The organism is Nodosilinea sp. P-1105, from assembly GCF_012911975.1.
In the GTDB taxonomy this organism is placed as follows: Bacteria; Cyanobacteriota; Cyanobacteriia; order Phormidesmidales; family Phormidesmidaceae; genus Nodosilinea.
This window is the reverse complement of record NZ_SMDQ01000013.1, coordinates 58938-76705: the sequence shown is the minus strand read 5'-3', so window position 1 is coordinate 76705 and position 17768 is coordinate 58938. Positions and strand designations below refer to the sequence as shown.

The following is a 17768-nucleotide window of genomic DNA, read 5'->3' as shown; positions in this document are numbered from 1 at the left end:
GGGGGCAACCAGCGTTACCATGGCAGCCGTAGGGGTGGGCATCGTCGGAACTGGCTTTGTGGCCCGTAAGCGGGCTGAAGCCCTGGAACAGGATGGCCGGGGCCGGTTGGTGGCGGTGGCTGGTTATCTGCCTGGGGATAGCGAGGCCTTTGCCCAGCAGTACCAGACGCTGGCCCTACCTACCTGGCAGCAGGTGGTCCATCATCCCCAGGTTGACCTGGTGCTGGTGTGCCACATCAACTGCTACCACGGGGCGGTGGCCGCGGCGGCCCTAGGGGCCAAAAAGCATGTGGTGGTGGAGTATCCCCTGGCGTTGACCGTGGCTGAGGCGGAAGCGTTGCTGACCTTGGCCCATGCCCGCGATCGCCTACTGCATGTGGAGCACATTGAGCTGCTGGGGGGCACCCACCAGGCCCTAAAGACCCATCTAGCTACCCTGGGCCAGATTCACTACGCCCGCTATAGCACCCTGGCCCCGAAACGTCGGGTGCCCCGCTCCTGGTCCTATTGCCCCCAGCAGTTTGGCTTTCCACTGGTGGGGGCTCTATCGCGGCTGCACCGGCTGATCGATGCCTTTGGCCCAGTGCAGCGGGTGTATGGCCAAAACCAGTACGGCGGCCTGGCCCAGGCAAGCGACGGGCTGGACTATTACACCACCTGCCTCTGCACCGCCCAACTCACGTTTACCAGCGGCCTGGTGGCGGCGGTGGCTTACGGTAAGGGGGAAGGCTTTTGGACCTCCACCCGCCGGTTAGAGGTTTACGGCAGCCAGGGACAATTGGTGCTGGACGGGGATGGAGGGGAATGGGTGAATGCCCAGGGGGCGCGATCGCTTTCATTGGGCTCCCGGCGAGGGCTATTTGCCGCCGACACCACAGCGGTGCTGGACCATTTACTGGCGGACAAGCCCCTGTACTGTACCCCCGCCGCCAGTGTGTATAGCCTACGGGTGGCTACAGCGGTGCAGCAGTCGGCGGCATCTGGCCAGTCGATCACTGTTGCAGGGTAGCCGTTTGGCATAGTGTGCCTGGGTACGCACAATGGCGATCAAGGGGCTGTGGGGGTAAGCTTGGGCAAACTGCACGGCAAACAACCCCTGCCCCGCTCCAATGTCCATACAGGTGGGGCATCGGGCAGGGGCACTGGCGGCATTAAAGGGCCACATGGGGAACTAGAAGTTAAGCTTTTACTATGTATCCGGCCTGTTCAATCGCCTCGGTAATCGAGCTTTCGTTGATACTGGCTTCAATCTGAACCGCCTTAGATTCCAGATTGGTATCAATCTTAGCGGTAGGATCAAGGGTTTTGATCGCTTTAGTAATGGTATCGACACAGGCCCCACAGGCCATATCAGGAACCGTCAGATTAACAGTGGTCATAGGATTTTGTGGGCATTAAAGCCATGGGTGAACATTAGTATTTTAGATGCTGATTTCAGACAGCTCATCCCCAGAGCACCGGCCCAGTTTATCAAGATCCCAGGGTGCTTGGGCTGATTGGCTATGAACTTTGGGGCACCCCTGGGCAGAACTCTGGGATCTGTGCCGGCGTTCTACACGAAATGATACGGTGGCAAGGCATCGCTGAGGGTGATGTCCCAATGGCGCACCCGTGTGTTTACGGCCTCTAGCCACTGCTGCAAGTCAACAGCTCGCTGCCGCTCTACTAAAATGTATACCTTCGCTTCGCCCGTGGGGCTACCCCCTTCTACGCCGGGACCATAGGCAGTATGTAACTCCTGTAGCAGGGTATGCAGTTCGGCCTGTTGCTGTTCTTGGGCAGTGGTTTGATCGTGCAGTTGCTGTTTTTTAGCTAGAAAGTAGTCCCGTCCTTTCAATCCATCGGGTACAGGGGGTAAAGGAATGTCCTGGGGCAACAACTTAATTTGGTACTCAACTTTGTCTGCCAGGGCGGTTAGCTTGGCCTGGTAGGTGTGCTGCTGGTCAGCTAAGTGCTGTTTGAGGGCTTCCAGAGAGGCTAACTGGGTACCAAACCGTAGGGGCAGCAGGGGCATCTGCTGAAACAGCTCACAAATGACGCGATCGTGGCTAAGCACGGCGGTCAGCAGACGGGGATCGTCAGCCTGTAAGCCCTCTAGATCTAGGCCTGGCTCAACAATCGCGGCAATCGCCCCTTCGGTGACCACCTGTAGTTCTCCCTCTAAGCCCAGGGGCAGCGGCGGCAGGGAGGCAGGCGGCGGCACACAAATGCCATAGATGTAAATCAACTCGGTAGCGGCCATGGTCATTTCAGTCAGGGCTTTCCTTTGATGGTAGTCTGCTGAACCACCAGGGGAAACCCCCCGCTCTGGTCGCGATCGCTTCATCTGCTTCCCCCCAGAGCTAACCATGGATATTACAGCGTCGGGGATATCGGCAATAATGGGGGCATCTCCTCTAACCAGAGGTACAGCGCTAACACGTGTAATCTTGCCCATGGCTTCTCCCCTACCAGGAATGGATCTATATACTGTTTAAATTTGATAAGTACAGTAAAAATTTGATGATTTTTGGGACTCAAGAACAATTAAAACCATACGATAAATTTGGTGAGAGTATGCAAGCCCGACGATACCCAAACCAAAGAGAGTGTGCAAATTTCAGCAACTAATCGAGCCATTTCTCAAACTGTTGCTGAATAAATGAAATGAAAGGAAAGCATTCAGGGTTTCTATGCGGAGATCTCTGCAGAAGCTCTTATTAAATGAATTTGCTTTACGAGCTGACAAATCGGAGGTGCATAATGGCTAAGCTTTCTAATGCTATCCAACAAGATTTGGAAGTATTTCTACAATCTGTAAAAAATGATGAGAGAAGGGAAGAAGACGAAAGACTAAGGAACGATTTGAAAATCATTCAGGAGAACGTAAACCAAGCACTAAAATCTTTGAAGCTACAGGACGACTCATCCCATTCCTACCAGATTCCAATATGGTTTGTTGTTCTTTTTACGGTAGTAGGAATCTGGGCTGTAGCAGCAACTTTCTTAGTTGGATTGGTGATTGGTAACGAGAACAATAGTCTATTGCCTAGGTCTGATCAAATTGAATATCAAATTTCAGTTTGATCGCTCTCTATCTGAGAGATCATCGTATCTAGCAAACAGAGAAGGGAATCTTGTTCTGGCCAACCATTGAAATGAGTGGACTTAAGTAACTAACCTGCTCTTAATCCACCTAAAGGTCACTTTACTGCGTCTCCAACCCGCAAAACCTTACCCCCTTGGTTGCGAATATTAGTATTCACAGCTAAGCGATAGAAATGGTTGAACCGATCGCGGTGGGTCCAAGGAGGCAAGGTGGTCTGCCGCTGCTGGGTAAACACCCGCTGAAAATTGGGGCTGACTTCCCCTGTTCTTGCATCGCGGGTGGGTACGACACATCGCTGGCAGGGGTTGATGCCGTCAAATACCACATCCCCGATCGCGAAAGATACAGGGGTAGCACCAGGGCCAAACAGTTGGTCTTCCCAGAAGGCTGGAACGCCACCAATTTCCAGATTAGTGCGCAGGCGACGGCGCACCTCAGCTACGGTGAGGTCGGGGTACCAGGCGGCAACGGCCTCCAGGGTGGCCGTGCTAATAACGGTAGGGCCAGCGGCTTCGGTATCGTCGGGAAACCCCTCAGTGTCGTTAGCTTGTACTGTCACCGGCTGTTGAAAATAGTCACTCAGCCAGGCGTTCAGGGCTGAGCGGTCGGTCTGGAGGTGAAAGGTGTGCTCTGCTTCGTTGCCATCCACCCGAATAGCCATGGCCTGCAAATCCGTGGAAAAGGTAGCCCGCAGCCGGTGAATGGCAGCATTGCGCTTGCCATTAATAAACCGGTTTTTGGCGTCAAACAGGGCAAAGGTGCGATCGCGCTCCAACGCCCCACTGTTTAGCACCGTCACTTTGGGGACCCTGACCCCATCTAGGGATTTAACTGGGAATAAGTCAATGCGGGTGAGATGGGGGGGCATGGGGGATGGGGAGGTGAAGAGGTGGGGGAATTTTGGATTTTGGGTTCGTAGCGTGGGTTAGGCGGTCAGGGTAATGGCGATCGCCTGGCCAGTTAAGTGCCGCCGTAACCCACGGGGAAGGGATGGGAAGGTGGGGGGATTTTGGATTTTGGATTCGTAGGGTGCATTAGCGGTCGGGGTCGGGGGATTGGCGGTCAACCTGGGGCCGCACTGCACCGGTCTCAAATGCCGCCGTAACCCATGGGCCAGGGATAGGGCGATCGCTACCAGGGGTGGTAATCTTGCGGCATACTTTAGAAATGTGTATGTTGCTAAAGTCTAATTTTACCCCTGCTCCATGACCTCCTCCCTCGCGGCCACCACCAATCCCCTGCTCAACCTCGACTATTTACCCGCCCTTGAGGCCCTGGGGAACGAATTTTACGACGTAGTGGAGGCGGCTAGTTTTCCTCAGCACCAACTGCGCTTTCGTAATGATGCCATTTTGGCACAGCTAGGGTTAGATCCAGCCCAGGTGAGCGACGAGCACTTTATTCAAGCCTTTGGCCAATTCTTGCAGCGACAGCCATTTTTAGCCCTACGCTACCACGGCTATCAGTTTGGGGAATATAACCCCTATTTAGGGGATGGACGCGGCTTTTTATACGGCCAGGTGCAGGGTACAGATGGCACAGTCTATGACTTTGGTACCAAAGGGTCGGGCACAACCCCCTACTCTCGTGGCGGCGATGGTCGCTTGACTTTGAAAGGCGGCGTGCGGGAAGTGCTGGCGGCAGAAGCCCTCCATGCCCTGGGGGTGACCACCTCTCGCACCCTTAGTCTGATTGAAACTGGCGAGGGCCTGTGGCGCGGGGATGAACCTTCCCCCACCCGGTCGGCGGTGATGGTGCGGTTTAGCCGCTCCCACATTCGGTTTGGCACCTTTGAACGACTGGAGTTTCACCAGCGCCCCGACCTAATTACCAAGTTGTTGGAGCATGTGATCGACCTGTACTACCCAGCAGCGCGCCTGTTTACCGACCCCCAAGACCGGTTTTTACAGTTCTACGATGAGTTGGTAGACCGGGTGGCGGCCCTGGCCGCCCAGTGGATGACGGCGGGCTTTTGCCATGGGGTGTTGAACACCGACAACATGTCAATTACCGGGGAAAGCTTTGACTATGGCCCCTATGCCTTTATAGATCAGTACGATCCCCGCTTTACCGCCGCCTACTTTGACTATGCTGGTCGCTACAGCTATGGCAACCAGCCGATGATTTGCCAGCTGAACCTGAAGGCACTGCACAAACCCCTGAAGCTGGTGATGGTCGAAGCCGATCTTGAGGCCACTTTAGGGCATTACCAAGAGCGTTACCTGGGCCACTATCGCCAGCGGATGCTGCGCAAGCTAGGGCTGGAGAATCTAGCAGCGGAACTGGCGATCGCGATCGTCAACCAAACCCAGAACTTGCTAGGTTCAGTCAACGTCGGCTACCACGACTTTTTTCTAGGACTGACCCAGCAGTTTAGTCCCCAGTGGCGAGACGATTCCAGCCAAATTTTGAGCACCACCCTAGAGGCCTCAGACCCAGCCGCAGCAGAGGCCCTAAGACTCTGGCGCGATCTCTACCACCGTTGCCTGCAAACGTTACCGGCAGAGGCCATGGAAACTGTGAGGCAATGCCTCAGCAGCACCAATCCTAAAACGGTGCTGCTGCGCCCCGAGATCGAAGCGATCTGGGAACCGATTACCACCGACAACCACTGGCAACCGTTTTACGATCTGCTGCAGCGTATCCAGCATCCGTTTGAGGCGAATTGACAGGGGCATTATTTTGAACGTCCTTGTCCCCCTGCTATCAGGCGGGAAGTTACTCTGCGTCTATATTCCCCACCAGGGCGGACACGTGGGTCCGCCCCTACGTATCTGAAGAACGAAAAACGAAAACAGAAAAACATAGGGCGTAGCCCGTGCGTAGCAAAGGGAAGGGTCCAAAATCCAAAATCCAAAATCCAAAATTCCCCCCCCCCCCCCCCCCCCCACTCCTTCACTCCCTCACTCCCCCACTCCCCCCTTCGCCACCCCCTGGCCAAGTAGAGTGTGATAATAGAAAAATTGCGTTTTTGCCTTAGACATTGCCATCACACCCTATGAGCCCTAAACCGACCCCGCCTCAGCCCTGGCTGTCTGTGAAGCGACTGTTTTTGATTGTGGTAACAGCCCTGGTAGGCCTGGTGCTGGTGCAGTCGTTGCTGAACAGTTGGAACGAACCCCAGGTGGCCAACCAACTCCAGCTATACCAAACGGACCTACTGCTGGAAGGTAGCGCCTGGCAGGGGGAGGGGCTGCCGGAGGACCAGTGGCCCATAGTCCGGGAAGGGTTATTGGGCCAGGACCCCGTCGGGACGGCCAAAACCCAGTATGAGACGGTTCGTCAAGATGCAGCTGAAACCATGAGCCGCTGGTCAGAACCAGAGGCGCCTGGGGCGACTGGTTCCCTAGGGCCTGACACCCTAGCGAATGGAACCAATGCCGGCAAACCCCTGTCACGGCGACTGCAAACGGCGATTAGCCAACAGGGAGCGCTGATTGACCAATTGGATATTCGCCTGGGGTTGATGGAGGCCTACCAGGGGGACACCCAGTCGGCCCTCGACCGTTGGCTCCAAGTGCGAGACAGCAACACGACCCCGGCCCCGCTGATGCGCACCGCCGATACCCTCATCCGCCTGTGGCAAGACCAACCCCCTCAACCGGAGGATGAAGCTTGGCTACAGCAATCCCTAGATGGCTGGTTTGAATACCGTGCCCTAGATCAGCTCTATACCATAGAAGGGCTAGAGGAAGCGCGATCGCAGTTACAGGCTCAAGAACAAGCGACCGCCCGCACCAAACTGTTGAAGTTGGCCCTAGTCGGTATCCTACCCGCCATAGGAGCAGCGATTGGGGTGGGGTTGATTCTCTGGTTGTTAGCCCAGCGGGTGATCCGGGGTAACCAATCCCTACTGCGACAAAATGCCAGCCAGGGCTGGGCCATCCCCTGGACAGCGGAGACCATCTGGCAAGTGTTGATCGTCGGCTTTTTCTTTGTAGGGCAAATCGTACTGCCCCTAGTGCTAGGGAGCTTGGGCATTGCCAGTGCCAACCTGGATAGCCGCAGTCGAGCGGTTTTTTCCCTGGTGTACTACCTACTGATGGCCGCCGGGGGGCTAGGGGTGCTGTGGTGGTCCATTCGGGCTTACAGCCCCATCCCCACCGACATGTTTCGGCTGAAACCATCGAGTCGGGGCCTGCTATGGGGCATCGGCGGCTACTTTGTGGCCCTACCACTGATGTTTGGGGTGGCGCTGATCAACCAACAGATTTGGCAGGGACAGGGGGGCAGCAACCCTTTACTGCAAACCGTGCTGGAAGAACAGGACCCGGTGGCGCTGGTGGTGTTTTTCCTCACCGCTGCCATTGCCGCCCCGCTGTTTGAAGAGGTCTTGTTTCGGGGTTTTCTGCTGCCCTCGTTGACCAAGTACATGTCCGTGGGCTGGTCGATTGTGCTCAGCAGCCTGATTTTCGCCACCGCCCACCTGAGCCTGTCAGAGGTGTTGCCCCTGACCCTGCTAGGCGCGATTTTGGGGTTTGTCTACACGCGATCGCGCAATCTCCTCTCCCCCATGGTGCTCCACAGCGCCTGGAACAGCGTCACCATGGTGGGGTTGTTTATTTTGGGTGGCTAAATTCGGGAAACACTTGCTGCACCGCTGGATGCACCAACTTACCCTCGGCCACGTTTAGCCCCCCCCGCAGACCATTATCGGCATCAAGGGCGTCCACTAGCCCCTGGTTAGCCAGCTTGGTCACGTAGGGCAAGGTGGCATTACTCAGGGCCTGGGTGGCTGTCCAGGGCACTGCCCCCGGCATGTTGGGTACGCCAAAATGCAGCACCCCCGACTCAATGTAGGTGGGCTGACTATGGGAGGTGGGCCGCAGGGTTTCGATGCAGCCCCCTTGGTCCACTGCCACATCAATAATCACAGAGCCCGGACGCATGGTGGACACCATTGGCTTAGACACCAGAGTGGGGGTCTTGCGGCCAGGTATCAACACAGCCCCAATCAGCAGGTCAGCCTGGGGCACCAGGGCTTCAATTTGGCTGGGGCTGCTGTATAGCAACTCCACCCGAGAACCAAACAAGGTTTCTAGATAGGCCAATTGGTCCAAATTAATGTCGACAATTTGCACCCTGGCTCCCATACCCACGGCAATTTTAGCCGCCTCAGTGCCGACTACACCGCCTCCTAAAATTAATACGGTTCCTGGGGAAACCCCAGGAATGCCCCCTATCAGCACCCCTCGTCCCCCTTGCTGGCGCTCTAGGTAGCGAGCCCCAAACTGGACCGACAACCGACCCGCGATCACACTCATCGGGGTGAGTAGTGGTAGGCGGCCATCGGCGGTGGTGACGGTTTCATAGGCCAGGGCGGTAATGCCGCTTTTGACCAGAGCTTCTGTAAGCTTAGGCTCGGCGGCCAAGTGCAAATAGGTAAACAAAATCAAGTTGGGGCGAAAGAAGCCATACTCCGAAGGCTGCGGTTCCTTCACCTTCACCACCATGTCTTGGTTCCAGACGATGGTAGGATCAGTCACCAATGAAGCCCCAGCCTGGCGATACGCCGTATCCTCAAACCCGGCACCGACGCCAGCGCCTTCTTCAACCACGACCTGGTGGCCCTGGCGGCAAAGACTAGCTACGGCGGCAGGGGTCAGACCGACCCGAAATTCTTGATCCTTGACTTCCTTGGGTAGCCCAATGTTCATGGTGATGTGTTGGTTGAATGGATTTAGCTGGATTCAGTGGTGATCTCGGCTGGGGTAACCGCTGGTAAATATAGGGTAAAACAACTCCCCTGGCCCACGGCTGAGGTGACGCCAATGGCACCACCATGAAGTTTAGCGATCCGTTGGGCTAGGTGTAACCCCAACCCATGACCGGCCCGGGCCTGATTGCCCTGACGAAACCACTGAAAAATCTTAGCCTGATCCTCAGGGGTAATACCGATACCGGTGTCAGCCACCGCAACCCAAACCCAAGTATCAGCCTTGGCCGAGGCGATTTCAGCTTGAATCGCAGGGGGCAGTTCTGGCCCAGCTCCCACTGTCACAGTTACCCTACCCTGGTCGGTAAATTTAATTGCATTACCCACCAGGTTGGTGACAACCCGTCGCAGTTCCAAATAGTCGCCTTCGATGTCAAACACGGATGGGGGTGTCGGCGGCGTGCTCTCAGCGGTTGGACCCATTAAACAGTCAACTTGCTTTTCAGCGGCTACAGGGGCCAGTTCTTGCACCACCGCCTCGGCTAGCTCAACCAAGTTCACAGACGACACCGTTAAGGACTTGTGACCAGCTTCGTGACGGTACACCTCTAGCAGAGTGTTGACCATATTGAGCAGGTTATTGTTGTTGTCAATGATGTTGCCAGCGGCTTGTTTGGCCTCGACGGGAATAGGTCCGAAGGCGTCATCTTGGCACAACTTGAGCATCCGGTTGGCGGCCACCAGTGGAGTCCTGAGATCGTGGGTAAGACGGGCTACAAAATCATCCCGCTGGCGAATCATGTGGGCCTGGGCATCAATACTCCGCTTTAACCGCAACAGCGATCGCACCCTGGCTTTCAACTCGTTCACATCCACGGGCTTACGAATGAATTCGTCGGCTCCAGCGTCTAGGCCTTGCACCAAGCTGGACTGGTCGTGGGCCGTAATCAGCAAAATCGGAATGTAGGGCAGGGAGGAATTTTGGCGAATGCGTGCGGTGACGGCATAGCCGTCTAGCCCCGGCATCATCACGTCCAGTAAAATCACATCGGGGGGAGACTGCTCTACCACCGCCAGCGCCTCCTGGCCACTGGCCACGCAGGTGATCTGGTAGCTGGGGTGATCTAAGATGGTCTCAATCAAAAATAAATTGTCCGGGGAATCGTCGACGGCCAGGATGTGATGAGAACCTTGGGAAAAATCCGGAGGCATTATAGATTCCGAGGTATCGGCGAAGGGCGCTACAAGATGAATAAGCTCAGCTGTTTAGGGATGGGGCGATCGCATCTAAAAATCTCCCCGAGAGCTGGCCTGACTCATTGCCCATTAGTGTCACACAGAGCGCTCTACCTTCCTCTATCCCAGGATATAAGTTTCCCCGCCTGGTTCAGCGTTTAGCCTAAAGGGTAAATAGTTCGAGGCCCTCGTGACGTCCTCGAATTGGTTGCAACCCCACAGACACCAGGGGCCAATCTTGCAGCTGTTGCTGGGTACTGGCGCTCAATAGCAGACCATGGCCCAGGGATTTAGTCAGGGCTTCAATCCGGGTGGCCACATTGACAGTGTCGCCAATCACCGTAAACTCGAGCCGACTGCCAGTGCCCAAGCAGCCAGCTACCACTGGCCCCGAGTGCAGGCCAATGCCCATAGCCAGGGGCGAAATTTGCTGCACTTCTGCCAGCATGGCCATGGCCGCCCGCAGGGCCTGGTCTGCGGCATTGTCTAGCGGTTCTGGAGCCCCAAACACCGCTAACATGCCATCGCCCATAAACTTATCAACCCAACCGCCGTGACCCTCCACCAAGTGAACCAGCAACCCCTGGTAGCGGTTTAGGAACGATAAAACTGCTTGGGGGTCTTGGGTTTCAGCAAACTGGGTGAAGTTGCGCAGGTCGGTGACCATCACCGTCACCTGGCACTTTTGGGGCCGCTGCACCAGACTGAGGGGATCTTCGAAGGCCGCCTGCACCACAGTTTTAGGCAAAAACCGCTCCATCAGCACCCGGCCCGCCTCGTTTTTGACATGGCGGCGCACAATGGTGGCCATCCACAGCCCCAAAAGGCCGGTGCCCAAAATTGTAACCGCCGCAAAGAGCCCCACCGCCAGGCTGGCCTGAAACAGCATCGCCCCATAGGCAAAGTTCACCAGGGCTAAGACTGTCGTCAGCCAAGCGGCCCGACGACTCAGGCGCATGCCGCCAGAAACCGCCATCAGGCCGCAAAAAGCCGCAATGTTGGCAAAAATCAACGGCTGGCTTTCCCCAAACACCCGGGCAATGTTGGTGATGAAGGCCCACAGCAACAGACCATCAAACAGGGGAATCACCACCTGCCAGCGTCGTAGGGTGCTGAGGGCCATCTCCTGGCGTAAACTATGCACCAGGCCTAGGGCTACCAGGGTGGCACAAAAGCTGATGATCACAATGGTGGGGGGAATCTGGTCTTGCCCCATCAACGGTTTGGGAAACAAAAACACCAGCCCATCCAGCACCAGGGAAATCAACAACACCACCGATCGCACATAGGCCAGCCGCAGCTCATTACGGTGGGCCGCATCGGCTACGACCTGGTCAAGGGAGGCCTGAATCGTCAGGGACCGGGGCCGATCGTTCCAGGCCAACGTTGGGGATGACGGTACCCTCATCGCCGAAACCTCGGAGGAATAATGCAGTAACGCTCAACCTGGCACACTCTGATGCTTTTAATGTAGCAGTCCATTACCAAATCACAGCGATCGCGGCTGCCGGTCGATCAATCGTCGATAATTGGCACAGTTTGCTGTCCGTCCCCATCTTTTTTCTAGACCCCTTATGGAGCGCAACCAGTTTCGTGTCGGCACGTTTAACCTGCGTAATCTGGCCCTACCAGAGCGCGACTTTTACCAAGGAGAAACCTACAGCCAAGAGCAGTACCTGAAAAAGCTCACCTGGACCGGGCAACAACTGGACCGCATGCAGGTTGATATTATCGGCTTTCAGGAGGTCTTTCACCGGGGAGCCCTGAAGGAGGCCCTGCATCGCAGTGACTACCACCAACGCCATGAAATTGTGATGGCAGAAGGCTTTGGCCTGGGGCCGGGGCTAGCCCTAGCCACCCGGTTTCCAGTGCTCGATCAGCGGATTTACGAAGCCTTCCCTGCCGATAGTCGGATCGATATAGAAGGGGCGGAAATTCAGCTCAATAGCTTTTCCCACCCAGTGTTGGCGGTGGACCTGGCCCTGACCGAGGCCATTCACTGCACGGTGTTTGTGGTCCACCTGAAGTCCAAACGCCCAATGATGGCAGACCGGGCCGATCGCAGTGACCCGGTGGAAATTGCTAAGGGTCACGCCCGTTCGTTAATTCGCAGAGCTGCCGAAGCCACCGCCCTGCGCTGCATTTTGATGGAGGTATTGCGCGATCGCGCCTACCCGGTAATTGTGCTGGGCGACGTTAACGACAACCACACAGCCATTACCACTCAAATTGTGGCCGGCCAACCCCCCTGGGAATGCTGGCCCTACCGCAAAAAAGCCCCCGTCTGGGATGTGCTACTGTACCAGGCCAAAGACATCCAGGCTCGCCTGGGCTACGGCGACCACTATTACACCCACATCCACAACGGCCACTACGACAGCCTGGACCACATCATGGTCAGCGAAGAATTTTCCGCCCAAAACCGCGATCGCATTGGCCGGGTCACCTACGTATCGGTGTACAACGACCACCTGTTTGACCAAACCCTGCTGGAAGACAACATCGAACCCTGGCAGTCAGACCACGGCCAGGTCGTGGCGACGATTGAGTTAGACGGCGCGCCGTCTGCGCGACCGCGGATGGGGTGATGGGTGGATGGGGTGATGGGGTGATGGGGTGATGGGTGGATGGGGTGATGGGGTGATGGGTGGGGAGGTTATAGATAGGGCGTAGGGGCGGACCGGTGTGTCCGCCCTGGCGAGGAAATGAACCGGCGAGAAGGCAGAGAGGATGGAGAAGGTGGCGTAGGGGCGGACCGGTGTGTCCGCCCTGGCGAGGAAATGAACCGGCGAGAAGGCAGAGAGGATGGAGAAGGTGGCGTAGGGGCGGACCGGTGTGTCCGCCCTGGCGAGGAAATGGAGAGGGTGGGGAGATTTTGGATTTTGGATTTTGGATTTTCGTTCTTCCCTTTTCCTTTTTCGTTTTTCAGATACGGACTGGTGTGTCCGCCCTGCCAGGGGATGGTTAACGTGGATAGGCGGACAGAGGGCCCGGATGGGAGCGTCCGCTAAAATTGGTGCAGCCCCGTTTGCAGGCTCACCATGGCATCTCCCTTTCCAGGTATGGATCCTTACTTAGAACAGGCCATCTTTTGGTCAGAGTTTCACAGCCGCCTGATTGTGGCGATCGCCGATGCCCTTGCCCCCAGCTTACTGCCGCAATACTACGTGGCGGTAGAGACTCGCACCTATATGGATAGTGCCGATGAAGAATTACTAGTGAGGATTCCGGATGCCGTTGTGTTGTCTACCCCAGGACCGTTTACTCCGGCGAGCCCTGCATTTCCGCTGCCTCTAAAAGCAATGGGGGAGCAGGTGATGGTTGATTTGCAACCACTGGTTAACGGCATTTATGAGCGCAGTGGATACAGCATTCGGATAGATTACCAAGCCCCTGTGCCACCACCAGCCCTATCTGCAGAGGAGCAAGCCTGGGTAAATCAGGTGCTGCTGTAAAATCGCTAACTAAGGTTAACTCCCCAGACGCGGGTTACGGCGAGCCTTGAGTGACCTGACGATCGCCCCAACCCCGACCGCCTAACCCACGCTACGAATCCAAAATCCAAAACCTCCCCACCTTCCCCACCCTCCCCATCTCCATCCCCCCATCCCCCCTACCCTGCGGGAAGCCGCTCCGCGTCTACACTCCCCTACAACTGCCGCTCCACCCGCACCATCCGCCGGTAGGACAGCCAGCCCGCAGCCACCATCACCAGGGCAAATATCCCTAAAAACCACACATTGCCGCTGACTTCAGCTAGGCTGCTGCCGTCGGCGGCAATGCCACCCATGGCTTCGATCATGTGGTAGATCGGGTTGAACCGGGTCAGGGTAAGCAGCGACTCGGGAAAAAAGTCAGTGGGCAAAAACGCCCCGCCCAAAATCATCAATGGCACCCCAAAGGCGGCCACCAGGGCGTTGACATCTTCGGTGCGGCGAGCAAATTGGGTGCCCAGCACAAACCCCACCCCCACATAGGCGGCAATGCTGAGCAGCACAATCAGCAGGCTGGCGAGAATTGAGCCTTCAATCACCGCACCTTGGGAAAAGGCGATCGCGTATAGCAGCACCGTCTGCCCCAGCCCAATTACCCCATAGGCCAACACAATCCCCAAAAAGTATGACACTCCGCTCAGGGGCGATAGGAACAACCGCTTCAGAGTTTGCTGCTCCCGCTCAGCCACCACCGTAGCCACGCTGCCCCCCAGGCAGCTAAAAAACAGGGCGGCACCGACCAGGGTGGGGGGCGAGGCATTGGTATAGGCATCCTCCAGGGGAATTTGAGCCCGTTCCTGCAGAATCAAACTGTTGAGGATCAGCAGCAGGGTCGGAAAAATGGCCCAAAATACCAGGCTACGCCTGCGTCGCCACAGCTCGGCCAAAATTCGCTGAGCAACCGAAATTGTTTCTCGCACGTATTTCATCAGGATGAGTAGACTGTAAAAGCAACTTAATACTAGTCTTTACTTAGTCATTAATTGGGTTTCACGGGGGGATTCCGCTGTTTTGGCCGACAGGCTGGAACCTCACTCCTCTGGCCGGGAGTCTGTGATACCGTAATGCCGAAGTCGCTCTTCTCACACCCTCAGGGTTCTCCCTAAGGTTGAGTTTGACCTAAGCACTGTCCGTATACCTTAAATGAGTCAATCTTTAGAGGGGCTATTCGCCCAAACCCTTGCCCGTCGCCATGTGCTCAAGCTATTTGGCATTGGGGGCCTAGCCGCCCTGCTGGGCTACTCTCGCCTCAGCAAACCCCAGCCCACCGTGTTTCAGCAAGACCGGCTGGAACTACCCTTCCGGCTGTCACAACCGGCTACCGCTGTGGTGATCGGCGGTGGACTGGCCGGGTTGGCCGCCGCCTACGAACTCAGTCAGCGGGGGGTAGCGGTAACGCTGCTAGAGCGATCGCCCCAACTCGGGGGCAAAATTGCCAGCTGGCCGATCCAAGTGGGAGACCAGTCCTTCATGATGGAGCATGGCTTCCATGGCTTTTTCCCCCAGTATTACAACCTATTTAGCCTGGTCAACGATCTGAACATCAGCCAGAACTTTAAGTCTTTGGACTTTTATTCCCTGGTTTACAAAGAGCACTACGCCCCAGAGGTGTTCCGTCCCAGCAACTCTGCCTTTCCTTGGAACATTGTGGATCTGGCCATTTCCTCCTCCAATCGGCTGGAGTGGGGGATTAACCTCACCCATATCAAACACCTGCAGGTGTTTCGGGAGATTACCGGCTTCCGTAACCCCCAGAGCTACCAGCGGTTGGACCAACTTTCTGTAGAGGAGTGGGTGGGGGATGACTTTCCCCGAGGGCTCTATGATTTGTACTTTTTGCCCTTTGCCAAGTCCAGCTTAAATGCCCCCGATGTGCTGAGTGCTGGGGAGTTGATGCAGTTCTTCCACTTTTACTTTTTTGGCAATCCAGAGGGGCTAGCTTTCAACGGCACCTGCCAGGATATGGGTCGTTGTCTGGTGGACCCTCTAGTGGCGGCGATCGAGGCCAACGGTGGCCAGGTGCTGACGGGGGTCACCGTCAGCCAAGTGGATTGGCAAGATAATAAAATTGCCGGAGTGACCTACCAAAAGGGTAGTGTCGCGAATAATTCAGTACCCTTCTGGGTAGATCGCAATCCTCTGCTCAGTTCCGAACAGATGGAGTACTTCGGGGCTGGCGACCAGGTCTATTCCCTGGCCCCCGGTGCCGACATGGCCCTTTCCCTGACCTGCACTCACCAGGGCTGTAGTGTGCAACGGCAGGTGGAACCCAACGAAGCGGGCTACCTGTGCCCTTGCCACGGTGCGGCCTATGCCAGTAATGGCCAGGTGCTGGCGGGGCCGGCAAAAGACAATCTTACCCAGTATCAGGTGTTGAAGCGAGAGGGCGATCGCCTTCAGCTTGTGGCGGCCAATCTCAATCAGGGCAACCCACCGATGCCCCTGAAAGCCGACTACTATGTGATGGCCGCCGACATCCCTGGCATCAAGGCTCTGTTTGCCCTGTCGGAAGGCACCGTCGAGCCCACTTTGGCCGCCCAGGTGGACGAGCTGCAAGTGGCCGATCCCTTTGCTGTGGGCCGCTTCTGGTTCGATCGCGACTTCGACTGGCAACACAGCTGGTTCACCAGCCTCTCGGGCTACCGCCTCACCGATAGCATTACCCTGTACCACCGCATCCAGGACGACTACATTGCCTGGGCCGAACGTACCGGCGGCAGCGTGGTCGAGCTACACGCCTACTGCTATAAAGAAAAAGACTTTCCTACCCAGGCGGATATCCTCAGCACCTTCGAAGCTGAACTGTACGAGATTGTGCCCGAGCTAAAAGGGGCCACGGTGCTACATCGCCAGTTGGTTAACCAAAAGAACTTTGCCGGTTTTCCACCGGGTAGCTTTGCTAACCGACCCCAAACCACCACGGCGGCAGACAACCTACTATTTGCAGGCGACTGGGTGCGGATGCCCTTTCCCTGTGGCCTGATGGAACGAGCCGTCAGCAGTGGGTTGTTGGCCGCCAATGCCATCTTGCAGCAGCAAGGGGTGAAGCGCCGCCCGATTCTCAGCGTCAACCCCGAGGGAGTGCTGAAGATTTAGGCATAACCTAAGCCTAAGCACGCTTTCGTCCCAGACAACAGTCGCTTCTCCTTCTAAATTAACTACCCTTGGTCTAATGGCGTTATCGTCCCTGCCCAGCAGAGAAAAACGTCAGCAATGGCGGTGCCCCGTCTGTGGTGAAGGGCTCGTCAATGGCGCTGATCTGGTTTTCGCGGCAGGGCGACCGAAATACTTGCGATCGCCAGCCTCAGACGATGTTTAAGTGACTTCTTCAGCCACCTCTTCAGAGGGCGTCCGGTTCTCGGGACCACACCTGCCAATAGCTGGCTAGACGTCGGGTAAACGCGCCGGGTTTTTCACTGTAGAGTTTTTCACCCAGTCCCTGTATCTGTTGCTGGAGTCTGTCTTGGCGATGGGTCAGCAGTGGCAGCAAAACCTGAGTATGGACATCCTTGATAACCACATCGTCTGGTGGGTTGACTAAAAAGTGCTTGAGTTCAGCACAGTCATTGTGGTCCCCCAACAGCCTTGACAGTTGGTGGGCCTCGTCGTCAAAAGCTTGCATCACTGGGGGCCACAGCTGCCGCAGTAGGCGGGTATCGTGCCACAGGTCTTTGACCCGCTTGCGCCATTCGTGAAAAGCCTCATCGCTACCCGTGTCATAGGCAGTTTGATAGCGGGTTTGGCCCTGGCGGTATAGTCGCTTGGCATTCTTGGCAACAGCCTCCCAGCCCGTCTTGTGTAGGGAAAGTTGGGCGAGACGAGCCCGACTCCCCTTCAGCTCGCCAACCATAGCTGCAATGGTATTGTCTGACTGAGTCAGGCGATGCAGCCTCTCCTGTTGCAAGTCGGCCAGGCTAATTTGCAGGTCAGTAAAGCCATCGGCATCTAGGGTCAGGTCGTAGGTCTCCAGCAGGGAGACCAGGGTGGTTTGGTAGGCTTCGGCATCGCGGGCCGGGGCCAGCACTCGCCCCAGGTCGCGCAGCAAGGACTTTTCCCGCTGGTAGGTGGCTTTGTCGATGGACTTGCGCACCAGCCGCAGCACTGACCGCGATCGCTTCAGGCGTTTGCGGGCATTATGCACGGCCCGCGCCGGAGCCATGGGAAAGGCTTCGCTGAGCTGATATATCGCTTTTTCGAGCTGTTCGCTCAAAATGCGCTGAACATCGGCATCAACGGTGCTGTAACGAAAAAAACGATAGGCCATTGAGAAGAGAAAACTTAAATAACCCACCCC

At 56.4% G+C, this 17768-nt stretch carries 17 protein-coding genes; 8 read left to right on the top strand and 9 right to left on the bottom strand.

The window, feature by feature from the left end; genetic code table 11:
* Window positions 1–19 precede the first annotated feature (19 nt).
* Complete coding sequence (locus E1H13_RS08330) at window positions 20–1009, top strand: Gfo/Idh/MocA family oxidoreductase (protein WP_169612948.1); 990 nt, start codon at window positions 20–22, stop codon at window positions 1007–1009.
* Window positions 1010–1178: 169 nt separating this feature from the next.
* Here the strand turns inward: E1H13_RS08330 and E1H13_RS08325 are convergent, their stop codons facing one another.
* Together E1H13_RS08325 and E1H13_RS08320 are read right to left on the bottom strand one after the other, a co-directional pair.
* Window positions 1179–1379 carry a heavy-metal-associated domain-containing protein gene (locus E1H13_RS08325; RefSeq protein ID WP_169612947.1) on the bottom strand — a complete coding sequence of 67 codons (201 nt, stop codon included), beginning with the start codon at window positions 1377–1379 and terminating at the stop codon, window positions 1179–1181.
* A gap of 173 nt (window positions 1380–1552) precedes the next feature.
* Window positions 1553–2437 carry a GvpL/GvpF family gas vesicle protein gene (locus E1H13_RS08320; protein WP_169612946.1) on the bottom strand — a complete coding sequence of 295 codons (885 nt, stop codon included), beginning with the start codon at window positions 2435–2437 and terminating at the stop codon, window positions 1553–1555.
* Window positions 2438–2742: 305 nt separating this feature from the next.
* On the opposite strand from E1H13_RS08320, the gene E1H13_RS08315 reads away from it, so the two are divergent.
* Complete coding sequence (locus tag E1H13_RS08315; protein ID WP_169612945.1) at window positions 2743–3066, top strand: hypothetical protein; 324 nt, start codon at window positions 2743–2745, stop codon at window positions 3064–3066.
* A gap of 116 nt (window positions 3067–3182) precedes the next feature.
* On the opposite strand, the gene E1H13_RS08310 is transcribed toward E1H13_RS08315, so the two are convergent.
* Complete coding sequence (locus E1H13_RS08310) at window positions 3183–3956, bottom strand: MOSC N-terminal beta barrel domain-containing protein (protein ID WP_169612944.1); 774 nt, start codon at window positions 3954–3956, stop codon at window positions 3183–3185.
* 57 nt (window positions 3957–4013) lie between these two features.
* Window positions 4014–4154, bottom strand: coding sequence for a hypothetical protein (locus E1H13_RS08305; RefSeq protein ID WP_169612943.1), 141 nt, complete (start codon window positions 4152–4154; stop codon window positions 4014–4016).
* Window positions 4155–4293: 139 nt separating this feature from the next.
* On the opposite strand from E1H13_RS08305, the gene E1H13_RS08300 reads away from it, so the two are divergent.
* Together E1H13_RS08300 and E1H13_RS08295 are read left to right on the top strand one after the other, a co-directional pair.
* Entirely contained in the window at window positions 4294–5757 is a 1464-nt protein-coding gene (locus tag E1H13_RS08300) for a YdiU family protein (RefSeq protein WP_169612942.1), read from the top strand.
* Window positions 5758–6086: 329 nt separating this feature from the next.
* On the top strand, window positions 6087–7664 hold the full coding sequence (locus tag E1H13_RS08295) for a type II CAAX endopeptidase family protein (protein ID WP_169612941.1): 1578 nt from the start codon (window positions 6087–6089) through the stop codon (window positions 7662–7664).
* On the opposite strand, the gene ald is transcribed toward E1H13_RS08295, so the two are convergent.
* From ald to E1H13_RS08280, 3 genes are all read right to left on the bottom strand, one after another.
* A complete protein-coding gene (gene ald / locus E1H13_RS08290; RefSeq protein WP_169612940.1) occupies window positions 7648–8745 on the bottom strand; it encodes an alanine dehydrogenase in 1098 nt (365 codons plus the stop codon). The two genes, E1H13_RS08295 and ald, sit on opposite strands and share 17 nt — an antisense overlap.
* Window positions 8746–8768: 23 nt before the next feature.
* Window positions 8769–9956 (bottom strand): hybrid sensor histidine kinase/response regulator, encoded by a 1188-nt coding sequence (locus E1H13_RS08285; RefSeq protein ID WP_169612939.1) that lies wholly within the window; start codon window positions 9954–9956, stop codon window positions 8769–8771.
* Window positions 9957–10143: 187 nt separating this feature from the next.
* Complete coding sequence (locus tag E1H13_RS08280; protein ID WP_169612938.1) at window positions 10144–11388, bottom strand: adenylate/guanylate cyclase domain-containing protein; 1245 nt, start codon at window positions 11386–11388, stop codon at window positions 10144–10146.
* Window positions 11389–11554: 166 nt separating this feature from the next.
* On the opposite strand from E1H13_RS08280, the gene E1H13_RS08275 reads away from it, so the two are divergent.
* Both E1H13_RS08275 and E1H13_RS08270 read left to right on the top strand, forming a co-directional pair.
* A complete protein-coding gene (locus E1H13_RS08275; RefSeq protein ID WP_169612937.1) occupies window positions 11555–12568 on the top strand; it encodes an endonuclease/exonuclease/phosphatase family protein in 1014 nt (337 codons plus the stop codon).
* A 453-nt stretch (window positions 12569–13021) separates the two neighbouring features.
* Entirely contained in the window at window positions 13022–13435 is a 414-nt protein-coding gene (locus E1H13_RS08270; RefSeq protein WP_169612936.1) for a DUF4058 family protein, read from the top strand.
* A 194-nt stretch (window positions 13436–13629) separates the two neighbouring features.
* On the opposite strand, the gene E1H13_RS08265 is transcribed toward E1H13_RS08270, so the two are convergent.
* Window positions 13630–14403, bottom strand: a complete 774-nt coding sequence (locus E1H13_RS08265) for an ABC transporter permease (RefSeq protein ID WP_169612935.1) — start codon at window positions 14401–14403, stop codon at window positions 13630–13632.
* A 214-nt stretch (window positions 14404–14617) separates the two neighbouring features.
* Between E1H13_RS08265 and E1H13_RS08260 the strand changes: the two genes are divergently transcribed.
* Both E1H13_RS08260 and E1H13_RS08255 read left to right on the top strand, forming a co-directional pair.
* Window positions 14618–16570, top strand: coding sequence for an FAD-dependent oxidoreductase (locus E1H13_RS08260; RefSeq protein WP_169612934.1), 1953 nt, complete (start codon window positions 14618–14620; stop codon window positions 16568–16570).
* A 76-nt stretch (window positions 16571–16646) separates the two neighbouring features.
* Window positions 16647–16793 carry a hypothetical protein gene (locus E1H13_RS08255; RefSeq protein ID WP_169612933.1) on the top strand — a complete coding sequence of 49 codons (147 nt, stop codon included), beginning with the start codon at window positions 16647–16649 and terminating at the stop codon, window positions 16791–16793.
* Between the two features lie 21 nt (window positions 16794–16814).
* Here the strand turns inward: E1H13_RS08255 and E1H13_RS08250 are convergent, their stop codons facing one another.
* Complete coding sequence (locus tag E1H13_RS08250) at window positions 16815–17738, bottom strand: CHAD domain-containing protein (protein WP_169612932.1); 924 nt, start codon at window positions 17736–17738, stop codon at window positions 16815–16817.
* Window positions 17739–17768 lie beyond the last annotated feature (30 nt).